Annotated in this window: 15 protein-coding genes; 5 read left to right on the top strand and 10 right to left on the bottom strand. The window is 37.2% G+C overall.

Going from position 1 to position 25333, the window contains the following annotated elements:
* Nucleotides 1–67: 67 nt before the first annotated feature.
* Nucleotides 68–1027, bottom strand: a complete 960-nt coding sequence (locus tag LACWKB8_RS08310; protein WP_038524529.1) for a LacI family DNA-binding transcriptional regulator — start codon at nucleotides 1025–1027, stop codon at nucleotides 68–70.
* Between the two features lie 173 nt (nucleotides 1028–1200).
* Here LACWKB8_RS08310 and LACWKB8_RS08305 point away from each other — a divergent pair, with 173 nt between their 5' ends.
* From LACWKB8_RS08305 to LACWKB8_RS08295, 3 genes are all read left to right on the top strand, one after another.
* Entirely contained in the window at nucleotides 1201–2430 is a 1230-nt protein-coding gene (locus tag LACWKB8_RS08305) for an MFS transporter (RefSeq protein WP_038524526.1), read from the top strand.
* A 23-nt stretch (nucleotides 2431–2453) separates the two neighbouring features.
* On the top strand, nucleotides 2454–3989 hold the full coding sequence (locus tag LACWKB8_RS08300; protein WP_038524523.1) for a DUF5060 domain-containing protein: 1536 nt from the start codon (nucleotides 2454–2456) through the stop codon (nucleotides 3987–3989).
* 104 nt (nucleotides 3990–4093) lie between these two features.
* Complete coding sequence (locus LACWKB8_RS08295; RefSeq protein WP_038524520.1) at nucleotides 4094–4600, top strand: O-acetyl-ADP-ribose deacetylase; 507 nt, start codon at nucleotides 4094–4096, stop codon at nucleotides 4598–4600.
* 97 nt (nucleotides 4601–4697) lie between these two features.
* Here the strand turns inward: LACWKB8_RS08295 and LACWKB8_RS08290 are convergent, their stop codons facing one another.
* The 4 genes from LACWKB8_RS08290 to LACWKB8_RS08275 are packed head-to-tail and all read right to left on the bottom strand — an operon-like array spanning nucleotide 4698 to nucleotide 8015.
* The gene (locus tag LACWKB8_RS08290; RefSeq protein WP_038524517.1) at nucleotides 4698–5183 is read right to left on the bottom strand and encodes a PTS sugar transporter subunit IIB; all 486 of its coding nucleotides are present in this window, start codon (nucleotides 5181–5183) and stop codon (nucleotides 4698–4700) included.
* On the bottom strand, nucleotides 5161–5580 hold the full coding sequence (locus LACWKB8_RS08285) for a PTS sugar transporter subunit IIA (RefSeq protein WP_038524514.1): 420 nt from the start codon (nucleotides 5578–5580) through the stop codon (nucleotides 5161–5163). Before LACWKB8_RS08285 ends, LACWKB8_RS08290 begins: the two co-directional genes overlap by 23 nt.
* Nucleotides 5581–5592: 12 nt before the next feature.
* Nucleotides 5593–7272: a PTS system mannose/fructose/sorbose family transporter subunit IID gene (locus tag LACWKB8_RS08280; RefSeq protein ID WP_038524511.1), complete on the bottom strand. Its 1680-nt coding sequence runs from the start codon at nucleotides 7270–7272 to the stop codon at nucleotides 5593–5595.
* Nucleotides 7273–7304: 32 nt separating this feature from the next.
* Nucleotides 7305–8015, bottom strand: a complete 711-nt coding sequence (locus LACWKB8_RS08275; protein ID WP_207204697.1) for a transaldolase — start codon at nucleotides 8013–8015, stop codon at nucleotides 7305–7307.
* Between the two features lie 208 nt (nucleotides 8016–8223).
* Here LACWKB8_RS08275 and LACWKB8_RS08270 point away from each other — a divergent pair, with 208 nt between their 5' ends.
* The gene (locus tag LACWKB8_RS08270; protein ID WP_038524505.1) at nucleotides 8224–9216 is read left to right on the top strand and encodes a LacI family DNA-binding transcriptional regulator; all 993 of its coding nucleotides are present in this window, start codon (nucleotides 8224–8226) and stop codon (nucleotides 9214–9216) included.
* A 386-nt stretch (nucleotides 9217–9602) separates the two neighbouring features.
* Nucleotides 9603–11207: an ABC transporter ATP-binding protein gene (locus LACWKB8_RS08265; RefSeq protein WP_038524502.1), complete on the top strand. Its 1605-nt coding sequence runs from the start codon at nucleotides 9603–9605 to the stop codon at nucleotides 11205–11207.
* 146 nt (nucleotides 11208–11353) lie between these two features.
* On the opposite strand, the gene LACWKB8_RS08260 is transcribed toward LACWKB8_RS08265, so the two are convergent.
* The 5 genes from LACWKB8_RS08260 to LACWKB8_RS08240 form a co-directional block, all read right to left on the bottom strand.
* A complete protein-coding gene (locus tag LACWKB8_RS08260) occupies nucleotides 11354–12427 on the bottom strand; it encodes a P1 family peptidase (RefSeq protein ID WP_038524499.1) in 1074 nt (357 codons plus the stop codon).
* A 113-nt stretch (nucleotides 12428–12540) separates the two neighbouring features.
* Complete coding sequence (locus LACWKB8_RS09075) at nucleotides 12541–14505, bottom strand: MucBP domain-containing protein (protein ID WP_052059695.1); 1965 nt, start codon at nucleotides 14503–14505, stop codon at nucleotides 12541–12543.
* A gap of 334 nt (nucleotides 14506–14839) precedes the next feature.
* Nucleotides 14840–18316 carry a BspA family leucine-rich repeat surface protein gene (locus LACWKB8_RS09070; protein WP_052059694.1) on the bottom strand — a complete coding sequence of 1159 codons (3477 nt, stop codon included), beginning with the start codon at nucleotides 18314–18316 and terminating at the stop codon, nucleotides 14840–14842.
* Between the two features lie 134 nt (nucleotides 18317–18450).
* The gene (locus tag LACWKB8_RS08245; RefSeq protein ID WP_038524496.1) at nucleotides 18451–21990 is read right to left on the bottom strand and encodes a BspA family leucine-rich repeat surface protein; all 3540 of its coding nucleotides are present in this window, start codon (nucleotides 21988–21990) and stop codon (nucleotides 18451–18453) included.
* Between the two features lie 134 nt (nucleotides 21991–22124).
* Nucleotides 22125–25265, bottom strand: coding sequence for a MucBP domain-containing protein (locus LACWKB8_RS08240; protein ID WP_038524493.1), 3141 nt, complete (start codon nucleotides 25263–25265; stop codon nucleotides 22125–22127).
* Between the last annotated feature and the right edge of the window lie 68 nt (nucleotides 25266–25333).

Here is a 25333-nt window from a genome sequence, read left to right as displayed (position 1 = left end):
AATTGTTGATAGATTATTAATAAAAATGAATAGGAGCTTAAAGTTAGACTTTAAGCTCCTATTTTATTTAATATGTCGAATTTCTCTTAATAGGAATGACGTTAATAATACTATTTTGACTAGATTTCTTTCCATTGATTAAATCTAATAATCGCCTTGCTGCAGTTTGACCAATCAATTTTGGCTGTTGGTCAATTGTAGAAATTGTAGGCGTAGTATATTCGCATAGCACGTTATTATCATAGCCTATAAGTTGAAAATCAGCTGGGATTTTAAGATTACGCCGTTGAGCTTCCTTAATGATTTCCGCAGCATAGATATCATTAACTGCAATTACAGCGTCAAAACGATTGCTTTTCTTTAAGACTTCTTGCGCAGCTTTCTCAGGATCGGTTTCGGAAACCTTTTTAAGTATGTAGGGAATATTAAGCTTGTTTAGCTCGTTAACTAGTGACTCTACTCTTTCCCTTACTGTTGGCAATCTCAGCGGCCAATGCTGAATCATTACCCTAGTTGCTTGATTTTGCAATAGAGAAATACAGTCTTTGCCACCTTTGATGTTGTCTGAAACTATGCGGGCAACATTATCATCAATATTAGCGCTATCATACATTACAAGAGGTGTTGCCAAGTTTAAATTAGCAGGCATATCAAAAGCGGCAGTGATAATGCCGTCAATATTATTTTTTTGGAACTCGTTAATAAAATTCAAATAGTTTTTTTTATTTGAATTGGCACTAAAAGAAATTAGCGCAGAATAGCCTTTTTTTTGGAGAATAGATTGAATGCCGTCAATAATTTGGGCATAAAAACGGTTGTTTAGGTCGGGGATGATGATGCCAATCATCCGCGATTTTTTTTGGTATAAAGTTCGTGCTACTTGATTAGGCTGATAATTTATTTCTTTGATAACTCGTTCGACTTTTTTTCTAGTAGCAGGGCTGACGTTAGGCGAATCATTAATAATTCGAGAAACAGTAGCTACAGAAACTCCGGCTAATTTAGCTACATCTTTAATAGTAGACATGATTGATCCTTTTTTAATTACTGTAATGGGTTACATTTTTATTATAACTCATAAATTAATTTATACTATTTTAGTCATAGTTAAGTAAATCGCTATTGCTTTGTAACCGGTTACAAGATAATATAAAAATGTAAATCAACGTCAAACCTAATACTTTAGAAAGGAGTTTAATTATGAACGTTGAAAATTTGCGGGAGAAAAATAAGGGTAACTGGAAACTCAAAGTAGGAATTTTGGGGATCTCACTTTTTTTGCAGGTTGCTGGTTCTAACCTGGCGGCGATACCTTTAATTGCCAAATCTTTTCCCCATGAATCTGTGACTTCGGTGCAGGCATTATTTACTATTCCATCATTCACAATCATGTTGTTCATCTTGTTCAGCAATGCTGTCATTAAGTGGTTTGGTAAAAGAAATACCGTAATCATAGGCATGATTGTAGCTGTAATTGGTGGTATTATTCCGTTTTTTGTTAATAATTTTACTATTATTGTAATTAGCCGTTTGCTGGTTGGAGCAGGTATAGGGCTGTTTACATCCCTTGCCGTTTCTTTAATTGGCGACTGCTTTAGTGGTGAAGAACAAAAGACATTAATTGGTATTCAAGGAGCTATGGGGACTCTGGGTAACAGCTCGATGACCTTTGTTTCCGGCTTGCTTTTGGGAATCAAATGGCAAGCAACCTTCTTGTACTTTTTAATTATAATTCCGTTCTTAGTTCTCTTTATGATGGGCTACACACCAAAAATGGAGCAGGAAACGACTGTTGAAGGACAAAGTGCTGCAGCGAATAAAACCCAAACGAAAAAGCATGTTAAAATACCCGGTTTAATATATGTTGCCTTTTTGATGCTGTTTCTATTCTTTTCAGCTTTTATGGTTGAAGCTACAGCTTCGGCTTTAGTTATTGAACAGAATCATCTTGCCAATCAGGGTGCACTTTCTACAGAAATCGCAATTGCGGGCCTAATTGGCGCAGTGATTTCTATGGCATATTCGAAAATCTTTAAGATGTTAAAGCACTTTACCCCGGCAGTAGCAGTTGCCTGTGGTGCGGTTGGTTTTATTGTTTGCTCAAAAGCAGGCAATATGGCTATTTTCTTTATCGGTTTACTATTAATGATGATTGCCAATTTAATTATCCCTTATGTTTATGACACAATCTTGGGAGAAGTTGACGGCTCAATCAGTAATATGATTATTTCAATTGCGCAAGTCTGCAATAATTTAGGTGCATTTGCTTCTCCTTATGTTATTTCAAGCTTATGCAAAATAACAGGCTTAAGTACGGCGGTTGATCAAATGAAGATTAGTGCAGGTATATTGGGCCTAATAGCAGTTGTTTTTGTAATAATGGCAATTCTTAGAAGTAAAGGCAATAATAAAGCTAGAAATGTGGCGTAGCTTAAAGAGGGGAGTTATTTAAAATGACGACAATTGAAAAATGGCACAGATATGAATTATCCCTAGATGGACCAAAAAATGGTAATCCGTTTAGAGATGTCAACTTGACTGGAACGATCAACCATAACAATCATTTTGTCACCGTTGACGGTTTTTATGATGGCAATGGTATTTACAAGATTAGGTATATGCCGGAACAAGTGGGCGAATATACCCTGACTACAGCTTCTAATATACCTGCTCTTGATAAAAAAGAGGTTCATTTTACAGTTACAGATGCAGAAGGCAATAATCATGGGCCGGTTCGGGTTGCCGGTAAAACTCATTTCTCCTATGCGGACGGCACAGGTTTTATTCCATTTGGCACGACAGCTTATGCTTGGACTGTTCAACCAGCAAATATCCAAAAGCAGACTATTCAAACTTTAAAGGAGAATAGTTTCAATAAAATTAGAATGCTGGTTTTTCCGAAAAGCTATGACTATAACAATAATGAACCGGAAATTTATCCTTTCGCAGGTCAGCCTAATGTTAAGCGCGGAGGAACTGATTGGGTCTTTGATGGTGCCAATACTGGCTTTGATTTTACCCGTCCAGTGCCCCAGTACTTCCAAAACCTGGAGAATAATATTGACAAACTGGATGAGCTGGGAATCGAAGCTGATCTGATTTTATTTAGCCCTTATGACCGCTGGGGCTTTGCCCGTATGGGGCTGAAGAATAACTTAGAATATGTAAAATATATAGTTGCACGTTTGGCATCGTATAAGAATGTTTGGTGGTCTTTAGCCAATGAGTACGATTTAATGGATATGTGTGGACAAATTCCGCTAAAAGATTGGGATGTAATCGGACAGTATGTTTGTGAGAAAGATCCGTCTAACCACTTGGAATCAATCCATAACTTTTATGATCCCCCTCAGCATAAAGACACAATTAAAAATTGGTATGATCATACTAAGCCGTGGATCACGCACTTAAGTATCCAAACTGATAATTTATTCATGGTGCCTAAATGGATTGCTGAATACCAAAAGCCGGTAGTGGTTGATGAATGCCGCTATGAAGGCAATATTGAATTTGGCTGGGGTGATAATACGGCTCAAGGAATGATGGACAGCTTCTGGCGGGTCATCTTGCGTGGTGGAGGTTGTACACACGGCGAAACTTACATTGACAAGCCTAATACTGACCGACCGATCTGGTGGGCACATGGAGGTAAGTTATACGGAGAAAGTCAAAAGAAAATTAATTTCTTAAATGACTTGCTCCAAGATAACGGTTTTAGCTGGGTAAAGCCTCAAGCTACATCCGGTCCCCACTGGGATTATGCGGTTGGTTCAACCCCTGAAGAAGATAAGTGGCTGATTTATTTTGGCGACAATGGGTCTGAATTTGTTATCTTGGACTTTTTACCTGAAAACAAAAAATATACTGCCAAACTAATTAATGCTTGGACAGAAACAACACAAGACTTTGCGGCTGAAATTACTAACAAAGACAAATTTCATCTTCCAAGAAAACCGTACCAAGTCTTACTTTTAACTGAAAAATGTTAAAGAAAATGAAGTTGAACGCATAAAATGCGACCACAATGTGATCGCATTTTTGTTTTGGCAAAAATAGCTTTAGGTTTAGAATAGAATAAAAAGAGGCTAAAATCATGGAAAATCTCCAAATCGTTCAGGGTGACATTACCAAATTAACAATCGATGCAATTGTCAATGCCGCAAATAAGTCGCTTCTTGGCGGCTTAGGCGTTGATGGTGCAATTCACCGTGCGGCAGGACCCAAATTATTAGCTGAATGTCGTCAATTGCATGGTTGCGAGACCGGACAAGCTAAAATTACTAATGGTTATCAGTTACCGGCAAAGTATGTCATTCATACTGTGGGTCCCATTTATTCGGGTTCTAAACAAGACGATGAGTTACTAAGAAACTGCTATTTAAATTCTTTAGCTTTAGCTAAAAGTCGCGGGTTACACAGTATTGCTTTTCCCGCCATTTCTACGGGAGCTTATGGTTTTCCTGCATCACGGGCAGCTCACATTGCTTTTACGACCGTCAGAACTTGGCTGGAACAGAACGCCGACTATCAAATGAAGATTATTATGTGTGCGTTTGATTCTAAAACTGCTCAGCTTTATCGTCAAGAGCTGGCAGAATAGTCAATTTAATGTTGCTATAAATATACTAAGAGGACCAGTTCTACTCAAAATGATGAAAACTGATCCTCTTAATTATTAGCAAAAGTAATAAAATAATTTATTTATCCTTTTTAGTGAGCAATGGTTTTATTGGCTGTTTTTCGTTTTGCGGTACTATTTGCACGTAAACATTTACGCCTTTATTTAGTAAACGCTCGAAGCATTCGTCTTCTGCTGGGCTGGTAGAGATGTATTGATATAGGGTGCTGCGACCATCTTTTGCTCCCATACCTCCCAAGTCAACTTCTGTGATGTCAATACCATGATCAACCATATATTCGATAGTTTCAGGAACCTTAACCAAGATAATGGTCGGAGCTTCCAATGGTTGTGAAAAGAATGTGACGCCGTCTTCTTTATTAAATATGCCAATACCAATATCTTCGGGTACCGCTTGCTCAAAAACGTTAATCATAAAGTCATTATTTGATGTTGCGTCATCCACAATAACAACGTTTTGTGCTCCGGTTTCTTTGAGCCACTTGGTCATGACTTGACCATGAATTAAACGGTCATCAATTCTAGTTAAGACTAAGTTTTGCATGATGTGTTCCTCCTAATTTACTATTTTGAATACCCCAGTTTTCATTATTTAAACAGATATTGAGCAAATCGCTAATGGAACTTTTTGCTGTTCTACTAGTAACAATGCTTAAAAGCATAGGCACATTAACCCCAGTAACTATTTCTAAATTATATTTTTGTTTTAAATACATTGCCGTATTAAAAGGCGTACCGCCCTTTAAATCTACTAGTACTAATGTAGGTTCGTCATTTTGCGATTTTAGTACTTGTTCGAAATTATCCCTATAATTATCAGGATCTTGACCGGGTTTAAAAGAAATTGTTTCCAAGTAGTCTGTTTTTCCGGCAATCATTTCCACGGTTTGTTTTAACCCTAAACAAAATTGACCGTGACTAGCTAAAATAATTTGTATCAAATTAATTCTCCTTTAAATAGTTGCCAAGATGCCCAAGTAAGAACATAAAATACCTATTACAAAAATGCCGACAACAATAATACTTGCGTTAACTTTCTTTCTTAAAAGCCACCATACTAACAGAGTAATCAATAGAGGAATTAAACCGGGTGCTAACTGATTAAATAAGGACTGCACCTTAATTACGCTTTGACCTACATGCCAGATTAATGGTGTTTTAATTGTTACCCTAGTGGCTGCCATAGTGCCGACAACCATTAAACCTACAATTGAAAACGCATTTGTGACTTTATCAAGCAAGCCACTCTTTAAAATGGATACAACTGAAGCCTTACCTTTTTTATAACCATACATAAACATCAAATAACCAATAGAGTAGATAATCAATTCGAATACGACAGTGAACATAATTGGACCAAAGTAATTACGCTCTAGTGCCATAGTGGCTCCAATACTTGCCAAAATTGGGAAGATTATACCTTGCTGTACTGTGTCACCAATACCTGCTGCGGGTCCCATTAATCCTGTACGAACACCGTTAATATCTTCAGCACTCACATTCGCACCGTTTGCACGTGCTTCTTCCATCGAAAGTGCAATACCGTGAATAACAGGTCCAACCATGTGTGGTTCAGTGTTAAAGAATACCATGTACTTTTTAAGTTCGTCTGCCTGTTTGTTTTGCGGATATAATTTTCTGATAGGGTAGATCATCATATTTGTTAAGCCCAAAGCCTGCAGCCTTTCATAGTTATAGCAGGCCTCGTCTGATTGCTCCCATAGCCAAGTTTTAACTAAGTCGCTATGAGTCAATTTAATTTTATAGTTTAATGGGGAAATGTCTTGAGCAATACTAGTACTTTCAGCTGCAGTAGGAGTTACAGTTTCAGGTGCTCCTGTTCTATTTTGCAAAGTTAGTCTATTAACCTTTTTCTTTGTCGGTGCAGCATTAGCAGCGGTAGTTCTGGATTTTTCATTGATGTAAAGTAAGTAGGCTAATAAACCCGCGAAAATAGCAATAGCCATAATTTCCAGTTTAAGATAAGCGGTCAAGAAGAAACCAATAAAGAAGTATGGTACTAGTGATTTTTTACCTAAGTAATTAAGTAACATTGCGATACCTAGAGCAGGCATGATAGCACCAACGACTTCAAGTGCAGTGGTTAAGCTCTTAGGAATCATGCGTAACATGCTTTGTGCCCAGCCTTTGCCAAAATATACTAGACAAAAGGCAGGAATACCGTAGACAATTAGTGACACAATGAATGAAGGTACATAATTTAAAAACCTGATAGCTTTAACATTGCCCTTAGCCAATTCGGCATCAGCTCTGTGAACCCAAAATGAGTTAACGCTTTGGTAGATTTCTACCATTAAAAGCCCGATTAATGAGAAAGGTACAGCAAAGGTAACTGCTAATTTAGGATTTGCTCCGGAAAGAATGGTTAATGCGGTACCGAAAATACCGGCAACCATAGTGTTACTTGGCATTACACCGCCTGTATTGATCCAGCCCAGATAAACCAGCTGGATAGTGGCACCAGATAGCATTCCCAGCATTGGATTGCCCATAAAAATACCTACTAAAAGGCCGGTGGTTAATGGATAAGTTAAACATCTTGTTATCGGGGCAAAAAACCACCATTGGGAAATAATAGCGAGTAAAGCTACTAATAACGCAGATAAAAACATTTTAACGCCTCAACTTTCTTATTTTCAGCAGCTTATAAAATGGAGAATCCCAGCGCTTTAACATCCTTGTTAAAGTCTTGGACTGTTTGTAAGGAACGCTCTTTAGGAGAGGTTCCAATTAGTGGGAATTTGGCAATAACGGGTGCGGTGCAGGTAATAATGTCACAGCCGCATTCTTCGGCTTGAAAAATATTAAGCACCTCGCGGCAGCTTGCCCACAAAAGCCAGCCATTACCATTTTCATGACAAAGTTTTGCCGCTTCTTTCATTAACGGCATTGGGTCAATGCCAGTATCTGCCAAACGACCGGCAAAAATTGAGAGAATATTTTGCGAGCCGGGTTTTAATGCCGCTAATACATCCTTGGTTTGCTCTAATGTAAACATTGCGGTAACGTTTAACTTGATTCCTTCTGCGGATAATTTTTTAATTAAAGGTACAGAAGATTCACCTTTGGTATTGGTAATTGGTATTTTTACAAAAACGTTCTCGCCTAAAGCTGAAATTTTTCGAGCTTCCTTGGCCATTGTGTCAAAATCATCGCCGAAAACCTCAAATGAAATAGGCAAACCAGTTACTTTTGCCAATACTTCTTTAGCAAAACTAAGATAGTCGGTGACGCCGGCTTTTTTCATTAATGAGGGGTTAGTAGTAAATCCTTTAACTACTCCACTTTCTTTGGCCTTGACCATGTCACTGATTACAGCACCGTCAGCATAAATTTGCACATTTAAATCGTTAATTTTCACGCTTTTTCTCCTCCTGCTTTTATAACAAAAATGCGGTAACGTTTGCGCAAACAGTAAAAATTATAGGCCTAAGTTAAAGGCCTCAAAGTTAATCAATGCAAGCGTTTCCGCTAACTACATTTTTATTGTATAATGTTGTTGACAAGATGTAAAGTAAAATTAGAAAAATAAAAATAGAATTTAAATTAGGATAAATTGCAGAATGGCAGTAAAATCAATTAAAGATATTGCTCGTTTAAGTGGCTTTTCAGTTTCAACAGTTTCGCGAGTGTTAAATAATACGGGCAGGTTTTCCGATCAAACCAGGGATAAAATTATAAAAATAGCTAAGGAAAATCACTATTCACAGAATATAATTGCTAAAGGGATGCGTAAGGGTAGCCTTGCAATAATTGGTATTCTGGTACCCGATATTACTAACGCTTATTATGCTGCTATAGTTAAAAAATGTGAGCAATATTTTTTTGAAAAAGATTATTTAACTATTGTGTGCAATACAGAAAGAAATGCGGAAATAGAAGAAAAATATATTGCGAAGTTAAGTAATCATATAGTTGATGGGCTAGTGGTTATCTCTACTCAAAGAGCAATAAGCAAAAATCGGGCAGATTTACCTACGGTATTTATAGATCGGTCACCAAAACTAAGTAACAACACAATTACAGCTTCTTCTGACAATTACGCGGGTGCAGTGATAGCCGCTAACCATTTGGTTGATAGAGGTTGTTATCCTATTATGCTTACAAACAAAAATAATGAATTTTCCAGCAATAAGAGCCGTATTCTGGGTTTCACGCAAACGGTCAAAAGCCGTGGCATAAATAAACCAATAATTATTAATTCTAAAACTAATTCAGACGAGATTTATCTAGTTAAAGATAAAATATTTAAGCAGATAAAAAAGCTGCTGAAAGAACATCAAAAACTGGGCATTTTTGCCATCAATGATAACGTGGCAAGTTATATTTATCAGGCCGCAATAGGTGAGGGGATTAGAGTACCGGAACAATTGAGTATAGTTGGTTTTGACGATACCCCAGTAGCCAGCAAGCTGCAATTAACCACAATTAGGCAGAATACTTCAGAGATTGCCCGGGTTTCATCTACCAATTTATTAAAAATACTGAAAAGAGAAAATATTTTAGAACATAAATTTACTATTCCGGTTTCATTAGTGAAAAGAAAAACGACCTAGTATAAATATAATTAAAAAGGTTCCCAGAAAACATTTTCTGAGAACCTTTTGTTAATTTTTGAAAAAACAATTTTTAAGACTTTGTTTATGATACATGATGATATTAATACTTTTTTGAGTATTAGTTTTATTTTGATACTTGAGAAAGTTGTCGTAATGCTCTTGAGTGATTTTACCATTTTTAAGTGCTTCTTTGACAGCACATTTTACAATATTTATTAATCTAATATTAATTTATACGTTCAATTGCTTAATACATGTTTTAATAATAGCACTGCATTAAATATTTGCAATTAAACCATTTATGCTAAATAAAATTGAATAAAAATGAAAAATATCATATTATTAATTGAAAACATTAATAAAAAATAAGTTTTAGGAGTAATATGCCCTTATTCAAATATTTTAAAAGAGCTCAGTGGCAATTTAGTATAGTAATTGCCCTAACTATTATTAATTCAGGGTTTTCAACACTTGCAGGAATTGCCAGTGCAAACGCCCTAACTCAGGTCACCAAACTGCATGCCCAACTGTTTTTTATTTGGGTCACAATTATGGCTGCTGCCTATGTCATGTACGCGATCTTTACCTATTTAATTTCGGTCAGTCAAACAAAATTGAAGCAGCAAATTGATCTGCTGATTCGACAGGATGTGGCCCAAAAGTTGTCACAGTCGGATTATCAGTCTTTTCATCAGCAAACCACTGCTACCTACGCTTCATGGCTAACCAATGATATTAATACGATCAATGAATTTGGTGTTAACGATTTGATGATGATTGTACAGCAAATTAGCGAAATCTTGTTGGGAGCAGTCTCTTTAGCGTATTTTCAGGTCAGTTTACTTGCTACTGTTGTTATCTTAACCACAATTATGGCGGTAGTGCCTAATTTGTTTTCAAAATGGTTATCTAAACGTTCACTTGAACTCTCCCATGCGCAAGAACGGTTGGTTAATAAAATTAATGATGTCCTGAATGGCTTCAATACCTTATTTTTAGCAAATTTACCACAAGTAATTGTTAAAAGAATTAATCAAGGATCTGCAGATGTCCGAAAAAATGCTGTTGATTACGTTAAGTCGGCTGGCTTTACCCAAGCCTTTACCAATTGCATTGCCTATTTAAGTCAAGTGATTGTTTTAGCTCAAAGCGGTTATTTAATTTTGCGGCATCTTACGCCGGTGGGAACTATAAGCGGCGCGCAATATTTTGCCGGTACAATTTTTGCCGAATTGAGTGGCATCAGCTTTAATTGGCAGGAATTTAAATCACTTAAACCAATTATGGATAAGTTGGCAAATATTAAGACGACCACGCAGCCTGATCAGAAACAAGAAATTTCTGCTAAACAAATTCAAATTGAGAACCTTTCGTATACTTATAAGGAAAAGAGGCAACCAATTTTAGATAATCTGAATTTGACTATTGCAGCAGGGAAAAAATATCTCTTGCTCGGTGATTCAGCTGCAGGTAAATCAACGCTGCTTAATATTATTAGTGGCCTGTTAAAAAATTATACCGGTACGATTAAATTGGGTGGCATAGACTATGCTAAAATTACTGATACTCAGCTGCATCAAATAATTTCTTATGTCGAACAAACACCATATATTTTTACGGCTAGTTTAAAGTGGAATTTAACTTTGGGGCAAAAGGTTGCTCCTGCAAAGCTAAAACAGGTCATTACGGCGTGTGGCATTGATCAAATAATTGCCCATTTACCCGCTGGTATCAACACGATACTGGCAAACCAGGGGACTAATCTATCTGGTGGGCAGAAGCAGAGAATTGCGCTTGCACGAGCGCTTTTGCGTGATACGCCCGTATATCTTTTTGATGAGGCGACCTCATCATTAGACAAGGCGGCCAGCATTTCGTTAGAAAAACTGATTTTAACGCTGAAAAATAAAACCATTGTTTTAGTAACACACCATTTACAAAAAGAAACAGCCGACTTATTCGACGAAAATATTGTATTGAATAAATAAAAAAAGTCGTATTTGAGTTTAAATTCAAATACGACTTTTATTTGTTTGCTTCACGAACTACATCATTAGCAAATAATTTTAATACCTAATAGCTGGTATCATTATATCAAGCGTAGAACTTTGCGGTGTAATTTTTTTGGCTTAATTTAAAGACCTACGTCTGCAATTAATTGCACTGCCTCTTTATCATCACCAAGTTGCATGAGGGCATCTTTTAGGCATAACATTGGCTTACCGTCACGGTCGGGCGTTGTTTGGGCATGAGCCAAAGAACTGAGAATGGCTTCGTGCACAATATCTACCGTAATTCTGAAGTAGCGGTCAATTTTGTCATCAGTAATTGCCTGGATTGTGCTCAACTCGTGTTCAGGGAAATGACTTACCCGGTTAGCAGTAGAGAAAGCTAGAGTAATCTCACCACTACCGTTGCCGCTAAATGAGCCACTGCGAGTGATGCCGATACCGGAGCGTTTGGCAATGCGTTTTAATTGTCTCGAGTTAAACGGGATATCGGTAGCAATTATTGTGATGATACTGCCTTTTTCCTTAGTGTCCTTGTTATCCACAAATTTTTTACCAATAGCATGACCATAAATGTTCAAATCAGCACTAAGACCAAAATTAGACATGACTAGCGCGCCCATTGTAAAGGTTTTGCCGTCAATTTCTACTTGTCTTGAAGCAGAACCAATGCCGCCCTTAAGTTCGTAGCAGCGCATGCCCGTGCCGCCGCCAACTCCGCCTTCAGCAAAATCTGTACTAGCAGCTGCAAAAGCATCATTCACATCGTCTTCAGTGACACCTAAATCGCGAATATGGTTAATCGAACTGTCATTGCACTCCATGATGATCGGATTGACACTACCAGTGGAAAGACCAATTTCTGGATTTTCAGCCAGCATTCTTTTGACTAAAGCCATTGATGCGGTACCCACGCTGAGAGTATTGGTTAAAACCAGTGGTGTTTCAATTGTGCCCAGTTCGTTAACCTGAACAAGTCCTGTGCTTTTGCCAAAGCCGTTGATAACGTGCGCAGCGGCTGGCATTTTTTCTCGGAAGATATTATCTGGGCAGGGGTTGACCACGGTAACACCGGTTCTGAGTCTGTCAGTGACAACTGTTTTATGCCCGACAGTAATGCCGGCAACATCTGTAATTAAATTTTTTGGTCCTGGCTTAGTATCGCTAAGCGCAAATAAAAGTGGTTTATTAAGTCCCATTTTTACTCCTTTTGCTTAAAAAATATTCTTCTTTAATTAAAACGGTTCAATTATTTTTATGCAAGACAAAAAATTCCATCGTAAATTAACGGAACTTTTTCATACTATTGTAATCAATCTTTTTTCTTTTTGCCAAAACAGTTGCTAAATAGACTGCCAATTACTGCCATGAAGCCCAATAAAAGCATTGTTATCTGGAAATGCTTATTAGTACCGGTTTGTGGCAATTTTTCATGGCGACCATTGTCAGTGAATAGCACTGACTTGGTGGAGTCAGGATCACTTTCAGCTGGTTTAAAAATGGTATAGTTCTCAGTAATACCGTTTGAAGTAGAATTATTTTTATTTTGATGAGGATTTTTAGACTTGCTTTGAGTCTGACTAGCCGAGTTGGTCGAACTATTTTGACCGCTATGCTCAGGGCTGGTATTAGCTTGAGGTTCATCTTTAACATAGATATAGGTTACGCTTTGCGGTGCAGCGCCAAAAAAGCTGGTGGCATTTTCAGGCCTGACTTTTAAGGTATAACCCGGTACCGCCTTAGCACCAGTGGTGTAGCCATCACCCACATTACCTTGTAATATCGTTTCAGGTGCAATTTTATTGCCGTTTTCATCTTGATAAGAAACGGTAACATCTGCAGCTTTAATTGGTGTGGTGGTAGAGGTAGATTCGGGGTCAACAGAATAAATAAATTTGACATTCTGCTGTTGATCAGTGAAAACCCCAGTGGCATTATCTGGGACTTCCTTTACGATATATCCCGGAATTGTCTTCGCCGTCACCTTATAATCATCGCCAATTTTGCCCTTCAAACTAATATCAGGTGCAAGTGGTCTTTTACTAGTATCCAAGTAAGAAACAGTAATAGGATTACCTGGTCGAATATAAGTGTCGCCAAGAATGTCGTCAGCATGGGCAATTAAGTCTTCAGACAGATATTTATTGTTTGCTTGTGGTGCATCTTCTTTTCCATTGCCGATATTGACCCAAGTTCCTGAAGTATTAAGATGTGTATCATTAATATATGTACTTTTACCTAGTTTAAGGGTATTTAATTTAGCAAGTCCGTCTAACATATAACCTTTATCAATATTTGGATCTATGACAAAACTCCTGAGATCAAGTTCTTTTAAGCTACTACAATTATTAAACATTCCATTCATATCAATTACGTTAGAAGTGTCAAATGAAGTTAAATCCAACTTGGTTAAGCTGGAGCAATCTTTAAAAGTCCAAATCATTTTTTTAACTTGGCTAGTATTAAACTTACTGAGATCTAAAGCAGTTAAACTTGAACACCCACTGAACATGCGACTTATATCGTCCACCTTGGCAATTGTGAAATTAGGTGGAAATTTAATGCTCTGCAAATTTTCACAATCCTGAAACATGCTCTCTGCGTGGCTAGCATTAGCAGTATCAAAATTTGATAAGTCTAGACTAGTTAATTTACTACAGCCCGAAAACATAAAAGACATATTAGATGCTTCCGAGGTCTGCAAATCACCAATGCCGTCTATGCTGGTTAAATTTTCACAATTTGCAAACATGTACCTCATGTCTATGGTGGCAGAAGTATCAAGGTTTTTTAAACCAGTGATTTTAGTTAGATTAGTTAGCCCTCTGAACATTTCAGAAGCCGAGTTAACTTTTAATGAGCCGGCAAATCGAACTTCTTGCACGTCGTCACTGTTAATGCCTGCAATAAGAGCTAAAGAACCCGGTTGATCCACACTGCCACTTGGGATGGTAATTACATGATTATTGTAGCTAACATCGAGATTACCCCACTTGAAACTAGTGGCACTTTGAGTGCTCAGTTCTGAATCTTTAGGTGGCAAGTTTTTTGGAGAAATAACTTCCTGCTTGGCATTGGTTTTAGCGTTAGCAAGATTATCTTTGTTATTGTTTTGACCTGTTGTGGTCGGAGATTTTGTTACAGAAGTCGATGAAGGCACTATTTCGTCTGCTTTAGTTGTTTGGGGGGATATAGCTAATAAACTTAAGGCTGCAGCAGCAACACTAAAGTATATTATTGAAGCTTCTGTTCGATTAGAATCTTTTTTCTTACTCATATTACTATTCTTTCTTAAATGATAAAATAAACATATACATGATTAACATTTAGCTTATACCTTGTTTAACTTATTATACAATTCATTTTACTTAATAGCACTATTTATACATTTCAACTTATTTTAAAAGAATTAATAATTAGCTTCAGCTAAGAGGTGATTTTTGATTTTTAAATTCAATTTGGTTATTTGCTGGGAGATATGACACTAGTTAGTAATATAGACACATAATTTTAAAGTAATTTATTAATTTTTGAGCATAGAAAAAGAACTCAGTTAGCATTTTTAACTGCTAGTTGAGTTCTTTTCATTTATAGAGTAAATCTATTAATCTTTAAAAGTTAGCTTTCTTGACAAATTGGTTCTTGCCTACGATGTAGTATAACTTATTGTGCATTTTAACAGCACCGCCGTAAGTTCTAACTGTCTTGTTCTTCTTAAGGACTTTATGACCATAGCGTTTAACTTTGTTATTGGCTTTCTTAGTGTAAATAAAGGCATTGTGCTTTAATTTACGGTTGATACCAGTAACATTATTAGCCTTAACGAAACGGTTCTTGCCTAAAGCATAGAATTTCTTGCCGTTAATGGTCTTAGTACCATAAGTAGTAAGAGTTTTACCAACGAAGTATTCACCTTTTACACGCTTGCCTTTTTGGTTAAAGATATAAGCGTTGTGGGTAACTACTCTCTTGACACCATTCTTCGTTGGAGTTTTTTCGGTATTATTGTCAGTTGAAGTGTTAGATGAATTACTATTTTGTCCAGTGCTGGTTATGCCAGAATTATTTGAACTTCCATTAGTGACACTACCAGAATTGTTGGTATTGTTACCAGCATTGGAACCAGAAGAACTGTTACTGCCAGGATTAGAACCAGAGGAACTGCCGCTGGAACTGTTACTGCCAGGAGTAGAACTAGAGGAACTGCCGCTGGAACTGCTACTGCCAGGATTAGAACCAGAGGAATTGCCACTAGAACTGTTACTGCCAGGATTAGAACCAGAGGAACTGCCGCTGGAACTGTCACTGCCTGGAGTAGAACCGGAAGAACTGCCGCTGGAACTGTCACTGCCTGGGGTAGAACCAGAAGAACTGCCGTTGGAACTATTACTATCTGAACCTGTTCCATTAGAACTATTACCCTTACCAGCATTACTCTTTTCATATCCAAAGGTAACAGTTTGAGGATCATTAGTAAACTTTAGTTTACTCAACGCATCTTCATATTTATCTGTGGTATATTTGTTGCCATTAATTTCAACGTAAGCAAGTTTGTAGGTAGGCAACTTTCTGGCTGTGATTGGAATAACCACGTCATTACCAGCAGTACCGAATTGATAATCGTTTGGTGAGAGTTTGGCGGTTTTATCGTCCTCAAATTGATAATTAATGGTAATGTTGCAAGGATTTGGCATTTTATTGATATTAATATACACATCATAATCCTTACTGCCATCATAATTTTTCATTAAATCAGCACCAGTCCAAGAATGAACTCTAGGCTGAAGACCACCGTTGTCTTTATTAACTCCCATGTTAACCCAGACATCTTCTTCTTTGCCATCATGATTGTTGCCTAAACCACCGTCCCAATAATTTTCGACTAATTTCAAATTATTTCTTCTGCCTAGTATAAGCACTTCAAGAGATGGAAGATCGCTAAGCATATCACCAATAGATGGTGCTGAAATTTGCATATCGAAACTACTAAGATCAAGTTTTGCTAGTTTATCACAGCCTTGAAACATGTTAGTATAATCAGAAACTTTTCTGGTATTAAAGTTGTGTAGATCCAAACTGGTTAAATTTGAACATTGCCAGAACATTCTAACCATATCAGTAACAGCTACCGTGTTAAAGTTAGTGACATCTAAACTTGGTAAAGAATCACAATATGAAAACATACTCGTCATATCAGTTACTTTGGTAGTATTAAAATGACTAACATCTATTGCAGGTAATTTAACACAATCATTAAACATGTAACTCATATCAAGGACGTTTGAAGTGTCAAAATGACTAACATCAACACTAGTTAATAAATGACAATCATCAAACATGTGTTTCATGTCAATAACGTTAGAGGTATTGAAAAGAGAAAGATTAAGATTTATACTTTTTAAATTTTTATCGTAGTAAAACATCCAGCTCATATCACGGACATTTTTAGTATCAAAATTGCTTAAGTCTAAGGTAGTTAAGTTACCACAGCCACTAAACATTCTTTCCATACCAGCACGAGATAGTTTTTCAGGGACATTTCCGACATTAGCAGTATCAAATTTGGACAAATCAAGTGAAGTTATTTGTGAGCAGCCATCAAACATTTCTGTCATATCTGTGACTTTGCTAGTATTAAATCTGGATATTAATTTGTTTATACTATCAGTAGTAATTGGGATAGCAGAAAACATGTTACTCATGTCGGTAACATTTGCGGTAGTAAAGTTATCAGAGGCAATAATGTCTGTCAATTTGTTAGAACCTGCGAACATATTGGCCATATTAGTTACTTTAGCAGTATTAAACTTTGATAAGTCTAACTCAGTTATGTTCTCACAACCGCTAAACATTCCCTTCATATTTTGAACACTATCGGTAACAAAGGTAGATGGCAGATTTAATTTAAGCAAATTAACACAAGCACCAAACATATATGACATATCTGTCACTTTTGACGTATCAAAGCTTGATACGTCTAACTTAAGAAAACTTTGACAATTATAAAACATATATGCCATGTTTTCAACATTAGAAGTGTTGAATTTGGTTACGTCAATTGACCAAACTTGATTACAGTTATCAAACATGTATGACATGTCTGTCACTTTATCTGTTTTAAAAGTAGCTGGGAATGCAAAACTTTGAAGTCCCACACAGCTTTCAAACATATGCGTCATGTTAGTAACATTTGACGTATCAAAGCAAGATAAATCTAATTTAGTTAAAGCTTGATCACGATAGAACATGTATGACATGTCTGTCACTTTTGTGGTTATGAAAGAAGTTGAACTAGATAAATCGATACTCTTTAGTTTTTGATTATTCCCAAACATGTTTTTCATGCTGGTAACATCAGTAGTATCAAGATTATCTAACCCCTTGATAGTTTCTAGATTCTCAAGGCTAGTAAACATTTTATCAGCAGAACCAATAATTTTGAGTTTGCCAGTAATATCAATTTCTTTAATGTCAGCAGCTAATACTGGATTTTGATCATTTAAGTTGTAGTATAGGCTGACAGTATGATTATCACTGTTATCGATTGTACCACCACTAATTGTTAATATACGTGTTGCGTTGTCGAAACTGATGTCTAATCCTTGCCATTTACTTGGAAAGCTTGCTCGAGTAGCTTTAGCAGGGTCAAATTGTATAGAACCCGTTTCTTGCTTGTCAGTTTTTGCATTGTCTGTAGTGCTTGGAGCGCTGGTATTGCCTGCAGCTGCATTTTGATTACTGCCACTTGCTGGATTGCTATTGGCACCAGTTTGACCTAGTCCAGTTTCAGGGTTGCTGCTTGCTGTTCCTACATTATTTTCACTGCCATTTGTTTGACTGCTGCTGTTTTGACCAGCAGGGTCATCATTAGTAGCTGTTTCGCCTTCCGTTTCTGAACTAGTTTCACTTTGGTAGGTCAATTTAGTCTTGACTGCTCTGCTCGCAGTCTTCTTAGTGGCACGGTTGCCATTTTGATTAGCTGCCTTCACCGTTTGGGGTTTGGCATTAATTAAGCCTAAAGCAGCTGCGGCCACGCCGCCGAGCAATATTTTTTCTCCTTGCTTGTTAGCATTCTTATGTGTATTCATATAATTCCTCTTCTAAACTGCATATTAATATAAGTTTAGTATATGGCTGACCCTATTAAAAGTCAAACTAAGCTAAGCTAGACAGAAAAACGTCCTATATTTAATAATATAGAACGTTTTTTGTTAGAATTTATTTAGTCTTTCTTACGGTTAAGCCAAGCAGCACCTAAGGCGGTTGCTAAAGCTAAGCTGCCTAAGGCCAGCATAGCGAAGCTGTTGCGTTTCTCAGCGCCAGTTTGCGGCAGGGTGTTATCTTGCCTGCCTTTTTGCGGTTCATTAGCAGCTTTATTCAGCTTGCCGCTTGCCGCTGCCAATCTAGTTTGACGCTTAGCTTGATGCTTTTCTTTAAGTCCTTTATTAGCAGTTTGATGATGCTTAACTGTCTTTGAACTATTCTGCTTATCCATCCGGTGGTCTTTATGTAACTTCTTAGTAGATTTCTTCTTTGACTTATTATTGGTCGGAATTGGGGTAGGCGTATTATTGTTAATCACATTGCTGCCGCTACTATTGTTTGATCCTGAACTATTGGAACTATTGGAGCCATTGGAAATACCAGAGCTGCCAGAAGGCGTAGAACTAGTACTACTGGAGTTAGAGTTTGAGGCGCTACTGCTGGTGCTGCCATTCCCAGGTGTGGAAGTAGAGGAGCTGCTGCTAGAACTTCCACTGTCAGAAGTAGATCCAGAACTACTATCACTTGAGCTTTCACTACCAGAACCACCAGTAGTTTTCTTATATATAAGATTAACGGTTTGAGGCTTGCTTGTGAACAGAAAGCTATTTATATCCGTTCCCGATCCATTGAATTCTGCGTGGTCAAATTTATATCCCTTAATTTCTTTGGGATTAAAAGCAGTGAATGAGCCGTCGTTGACAAGTTTAGTATCTATATCACCAAATTGCTGTTCTGCATCAGCGATATCTTTATTATCACTTTGATAATGAACTGTAATTGGTCCTCCAAGATCAGCAAAACATACATAGGTATCATGTTGAGTCGAAGGATTAAATTCATCTAAGAATGCCTGTGGATAGTACCATTTGCATGTACCTTTTTTAGGAGAACCTTTTCCTAAACCCATGTTTACCCAGGTGCCTTGAACATTAAGATTAGAATTTGAAATATCGCACTTAGGTCCTAAAACTAATTTTCGTAGATTAGAGTCATTTTCAAACATTGAAATAGCGGACTTAGCAGATGGAATATTAAAGTTTTCGATATCTAGTTCTTCAAGATTGGTACAATTTTCAAACATAGAACCTAACCCATTAAAATCATCTATCTCATCGGTATTGAAATTTTGTAGATTTAAGCTTTTTAGACTGGTACACCCGCTAAACATATTTAACATACTAGTTACTTGAGAAGTATCAAAATATGACAAATCTAAAGTTTCTAGGGCCGTACAACTTTCAAACATGCCTCCCATATCAGTTACTTTACTTGTATTAAAACTTTTAGGAAGGGACAGGGAAGTTAGTGATGAACAACCATCGAACATATTGTTCATCCCTGTTACTTTATCTGTTTTTAAATTTTCCAAACCCTTAAAAGTTTGTAAATTAGAAAGCCCAGAGAATAGCTTTTGAGCATTTCCTTCGATTTCTATGGTTCCTACTATATCTATTTTTGTAATCTTTGAAGGATTTACTTCTAAGGTGTTGTTCTTAATGCTAATATCGCCAAGTGTATTATTATTTTTAACAGTATATGTCTTATTAGGAAGACCTATTTTTAATTTACCAGTATCAGTATAAAAGAAAACAGGCACACCTTCCCAAGTACTTGAAATAAAAGGACCAGAATCACTGGGGTCAGAGCCGTTGGAAGAGTCCGAACCATTAGAGGTATCAGAGCCATTGGAAGTGTCTGAACCATTAGAGGTATCAGAGCCATTGGAAGAATCTGAACCATTAGAAGTATTAGAGCCATTAGAAGAGTCTGAACCATTGGAAGGAACAGAACTATTAGCTTTTTTAGTATAGAAGAAAGTAATAGTCTGGTCATTAGGGGTAAACTTCACAGCATTATAATTTACCGTACTATTATTTATCTTAGCTAAATTATCAAAATCATACTCGTTCCCTGAACTATCGGTAAACTTTTCTTGTGGTTTAAAGGCAGTATAGGGATCATTGTTTACAAGAAAATCATCAATATTACCAAATTGAATATCATCGTCAACACCAGGAATTTTGTTGCCATCTTCGTCACGGTATTGAATTGTAATTCCCTTACCGAGATTCTTAAAGTTAATATAAGTGTCTTGATAAAGCGCTTTGCCAAAGTCATTATCCATATTAGCATACTTTTGGGTAAGGTCAGTAGAACTTAGTTGGATTGAACCTTTTTTGGGGGCTGGCCAACCCCCTTGCGGAATACCCATGTTTACCCAAGTCCCTTCAGTATTAAAATCGGACTGTTTTATATGGGTGTAGCGGCCTAATACTATTACTTTTAGTTTAGGAAGATCTTTAAGCATAGAGTAGCAAGTAGCTCTATCAAATTCTTCACCATTATCAAATTCATCTTTTGTAGTAAAGTTAAGTAAATTTAAGTATTCAAGATTATCGCAACCCTCAAACATATAACTCGCATCACCGTTACAGGAAAAATTAGGAAAGTCAAATTTGGTTAAAGATTTGCAATCTTTAAACATATAGGACATGTCAGTTCTGTTTCTGTTCGTTATTTTAAACGTAGATAAGTCAATATTTGGTAGTTTTTGGCAGCCATTGAACATATAGGACATGTCAGTTGTTTGATCTGTCTTAAATTTATTAGAGAAGGTAATAGATGCTAGTGATGAGCATTTATCAAACATACGAGACATATTAGTAACATTAGAAGTGTCAAAATGAGATAAATCTAAACTGGTTAAAGACTTGCAACCATCAAACCAGCCATACATGCTAGTTACATTCTCAGTATCTAAATTAGGCAGTCCCTTAATTGTAGTTAAGTTAGTTAAACCACCAAAAAAATTTATTACCCCACCTGAAATTTTGATAGGAGCATTAAAATCAATTTCTGTAATAGTAGATAAATCATCAATTTTTAAGTTTTTCTTATTGTCACTAAATGAAAGTCCCTGATAGTCGGAGTTTATGTTACCAAACGAGTAATTGTTTCCTTGTTCTCCAATAGACAATACTCCATCAGAAAAAGTGGTAGGTATACTATTCCAAGTACCTGAAATTGCGCCATCTCGAGTAGCTTTAGCAGGGTCAAATTGTATAGAACCCGTTTCTTGCTTGTCAGTTTTTGCATTGTCTGTAGTGCTTGGAGCGCTGGTATTGCCTGCAGCTGCATTTTGATTACTGCCACTTGCTGGATTGCTATTGGCACCAGTTTGACCTAGTCCAGTTTCAGGGTTGCTGCTTGCTGTTCCTACATTATTTTCACTGCCATTTGTTTGACTGCTGCTGTTTTGACCAGCAGGGTCATCATTAGTAGCTGTTTCGCCTTCCGTTTCTGAACTAGTTTCACTTTGGTAGGTCAATTTAGTCTTGACTGCTCTGCTCGCAGTCTTCTTAGTGGCACGGTTGCCATTTTGATTAGCTGCCTTCACCGTTTGGGGTTTGGCATTAATTAAGCCTAAAGCAGCTGCGGCCACGCCGCCGAGCAATATTTTTTCTCCTTGCTTGTTAGCATTCTTATGTGTATTCATATAATTCCTCTTCTAAACTGCATATTAATATAAGTTTAGTATATGGCTGACCCTATTAAAAGTCAAACTAAGCTAAGCTAGACAGAAAAACGTCCTATATTTAATAATATAGAACGTTTTTTGTTAGAATTTATTTAGTCTTTCTTACGGTTAAGCCAAGCAGCACCTAAGGCGGTTGCCAAAGCTAAGCTGCCTAAGGCCAGCATAGCGAAGCTGTTGCGTTTCTCAGCGCCAGTTTGCGGCAGGGTGTTATCTTGCCTGCCTTTTTGCGGTTCATTAGCAGCTTTATTCAGCTTGCCGCTTGTCGCTGCCAATCTAGTTGTTTGGCGCTTAGCTTGATGCCTTTCTCTAAGTCCTTTATTAGCAGTCTGACAATGCTTAAATGTTTTAGACTTTTTCGTTTTATGAGTTGGAATTGGAGTAGGCTCATTTTCAGCTGAGGCCGTGTTATCTGATGGTATAGTGTCAGTAGTATTGCCAGCACTCTTGCTGTAAACATAGGTAACGCTTTGCGGATTGTTGTTAAAGAAACCCGTTGCGTTATCCGGTCTGGTCTTTAAACTATAGCCGGAAACCGTCTCAGCACCAGTAGTATAGCCATCGCCAATCCGACCTTGAACAACACGGTCAGGAGCAATAGTATTACCATATTCATCTTGGTAATGAACTGTGACTGCAGGTGCTATAGCAGCAGGACTGGTCACAGTTGTTCCAGTATTAACAGTGTTTGAACCATTATTGTTATCTGATTTGGTATAAATTAGGTTAACAGACTGTGGATCAGCAGCTAAAGCAATTTCTGGCACATTAGTGCTCTTTACGATGTTGTCATTATTAATTTGGTATGAATTAGGGGTATAGCCCTCAATGGATTTGAAAGAAATGGGTACGTGATCGCCAACTACGCTAGTAGTGGTATCCTTAGGGAAGTTTTCAGGATTGGTGCCGGGGATCTCAACCAGTTCACCATTATCGGCTTTATACTTGTAGTAAACGGTCACCGGTTTTGCTTTTACTGGAGTAGGGGGTGTTGTTGAGTTTTTTGTATAGACCAAAGTAATATCTTGCGGATCAGAAGTAAATGCTTTTACATCAGAATTTTTGTTTTGTTTGAAAGTGTAACCGGCAATTTCCTTCCTGGTGTCAACAGTTACTGAGTCTGAAATGTTGCCGAAAAGTTTTTCATCAGGAATTTCCTTACCATTTTGATCAACTAGCTGCTTGCCTTCTTCGTCTTGGCGATGAACAGTTACGATGCCACCAGTATACCTAACATAGGTGTCATGATCTCTATCACCTTGGTAATTGGTCATTAAATCAGCTGAAGACCATTGATTAGTACCCTTGGCCAGAGAGCCTTGGTCAACTCCCATGTTTATCCAGGTACCTGACAAATTGAGGGAATTGTTTGGCTTACCATTGCTTGGCGTAAATTGAAAGTTCTTGCCTAAAACTAACTTTTTCAAGTTTGCACAAAGATTAAACATACTCTGTGCTGTAGCATTATCTTTAATGGAAAAACTAGATAAATCTACACTTTCAAGACTTTTATCGGCAACAAACATCATATTAAAATTGGTAACATTGGTAGTATCAAAACTGGATAGATCTAAAGAAACTATTTTTGTAGAATCGAAGAACATGTTTGACATGTTTGTTACTTTTGATGTATCTAATTTATCTAAGCCATTAATTTTAGTAACGTTAAGATATGAGAAAAGCGATTGAGCTGAACCAATGATGGCAATGGGAGCATTAATATCAATTTCTGTAATATCAGTTCCAGAAATATTACTGATATTATTGTTAAAACTAATATCTTTATTATCAGAATTATTTATTGTATAACTTTCACCTTTTTCACCTAGCGATAAGACGCCATTATTAAAGGTAAAAGGAACGCCTTCCCAAGTGTTATCGGTTTTACTCGTAGAATAGACTAGGGTGATAGTTTGTGGGTCAGAGATAAATGCTTTTACATCAGAATTTTTGTTTTCTTTGAACTTGTAGCCAGCAAATTCTTTGCTGGTGTCAACAGTTACCGAGTCTGAAATGTTGCCGAAAAGTTTTTCATCAGGGATTTGCTTACCATCTTGATCAACTAGCTGCTTGCCTTCTTCGTCTTGGCGATGAACAGTAACGATACCACCAGTATATCTAACGTAAGTGTCGTGGTCTCTATCACCTTGGTAATTGGTCATTAAATCAGCTGAAGACCATTGATTAGTACCCTTGGCCAGAGAACCATCGCCTTCACCCATGTTTACCCAAGTTCCTGGCAAACTGAGAGAATTGTTGGGTCTACCATTTCTTGTAGTGAATTTAAACCCTTTACCTAAAATTAACTTGGACAAACTGGGAGTATCATCATCGCTTATTACGAACATTCCCATCGTTGTAGCGTCATCTCTAACAGTAAAACTAGATAGATCTACGCTAGTTAAGCTGGGGTCGCTAGCAAACATTACATTAAAGCTGGTCACATTGGTAGTATTAAAACTGGATAGATCTAAAGAAACTATTTTTTCACAGTCAAAAAACATTCGTAGCATGCTCGTTACTTTAGAAGTATCTAGTTTATCTAAGCCATTAATTTTGTTAAGGTTCGTAAGTTGAGAAAAAAGCATCTCAGCTGATCCAATGATGGCAATGGGAGCATTAATATCAATTTCTGTAATGTCAGTTCCAGAAACATTGTCGATGTTGCTAATAATGCTAATATCATTATTGTCTGAATTATTTATTGTATAGGTTTTGCCTTTTTCACCAATTGATAGTACGCCATTATTAAGCGTGACAGGTATATTTTCCCAAGTACTTGAGATGGTGGTATTGCTGTCACGAATTTCGTTAGCAGGATCAAATTGTGAAGAGCCCGCTTCTTGCTTGTCAGCTTTTGCGTTATCTATAGTTTTACTTTGATTACTTCCACTTGCTGGATTGCTATTAGCACCAGCTTGGCCCTGTTCACTTTCAGGATTGCTGTTTATTGTGCTTGCATTAGTCTCACTGCCAGCAGTTTGACTGCCGCTGTTTTGGCCAGTGGGGTCATCATTAGTAGCTGTTTCGCCTTCCGTTTCTGAACCAGTTTCACTTTGGTAGGTCAATTTAGTCTTGACTGCTCTGCTCGCAGTCTTCTTGGTGGCACGGTTGCCATTTTGATTAGCTGCCTTCACCGTCTGGGGTTTGGCATTAATTAAGCCTAAAGCAGCTGCGGCCACGCCGCCGAGCAATATTTTTTCTCTTTGCTTGTTAGCATTCTTATGTGTATTCATATAATTCCTCTTCTAAACTGCATATTAATATAAGTTTAGTATATGACTGACATATATACATGTCAAAT

The organism is Lactobacillus sp. wkB8 (assembly GCF_000761135.1).
GTDB classification, from domain to species: Bacteria; Bacillota; Bacilli; order Lactobacillales; family Lactobacillaceae; genus Lactobacillus; species Lactobacillus helsingborgensis.
The sequence above is the reverse complement of the archived record's forward strand: the minus strand, read 5'-3'. Positions and strand labels throughout refer to the sequence as shown.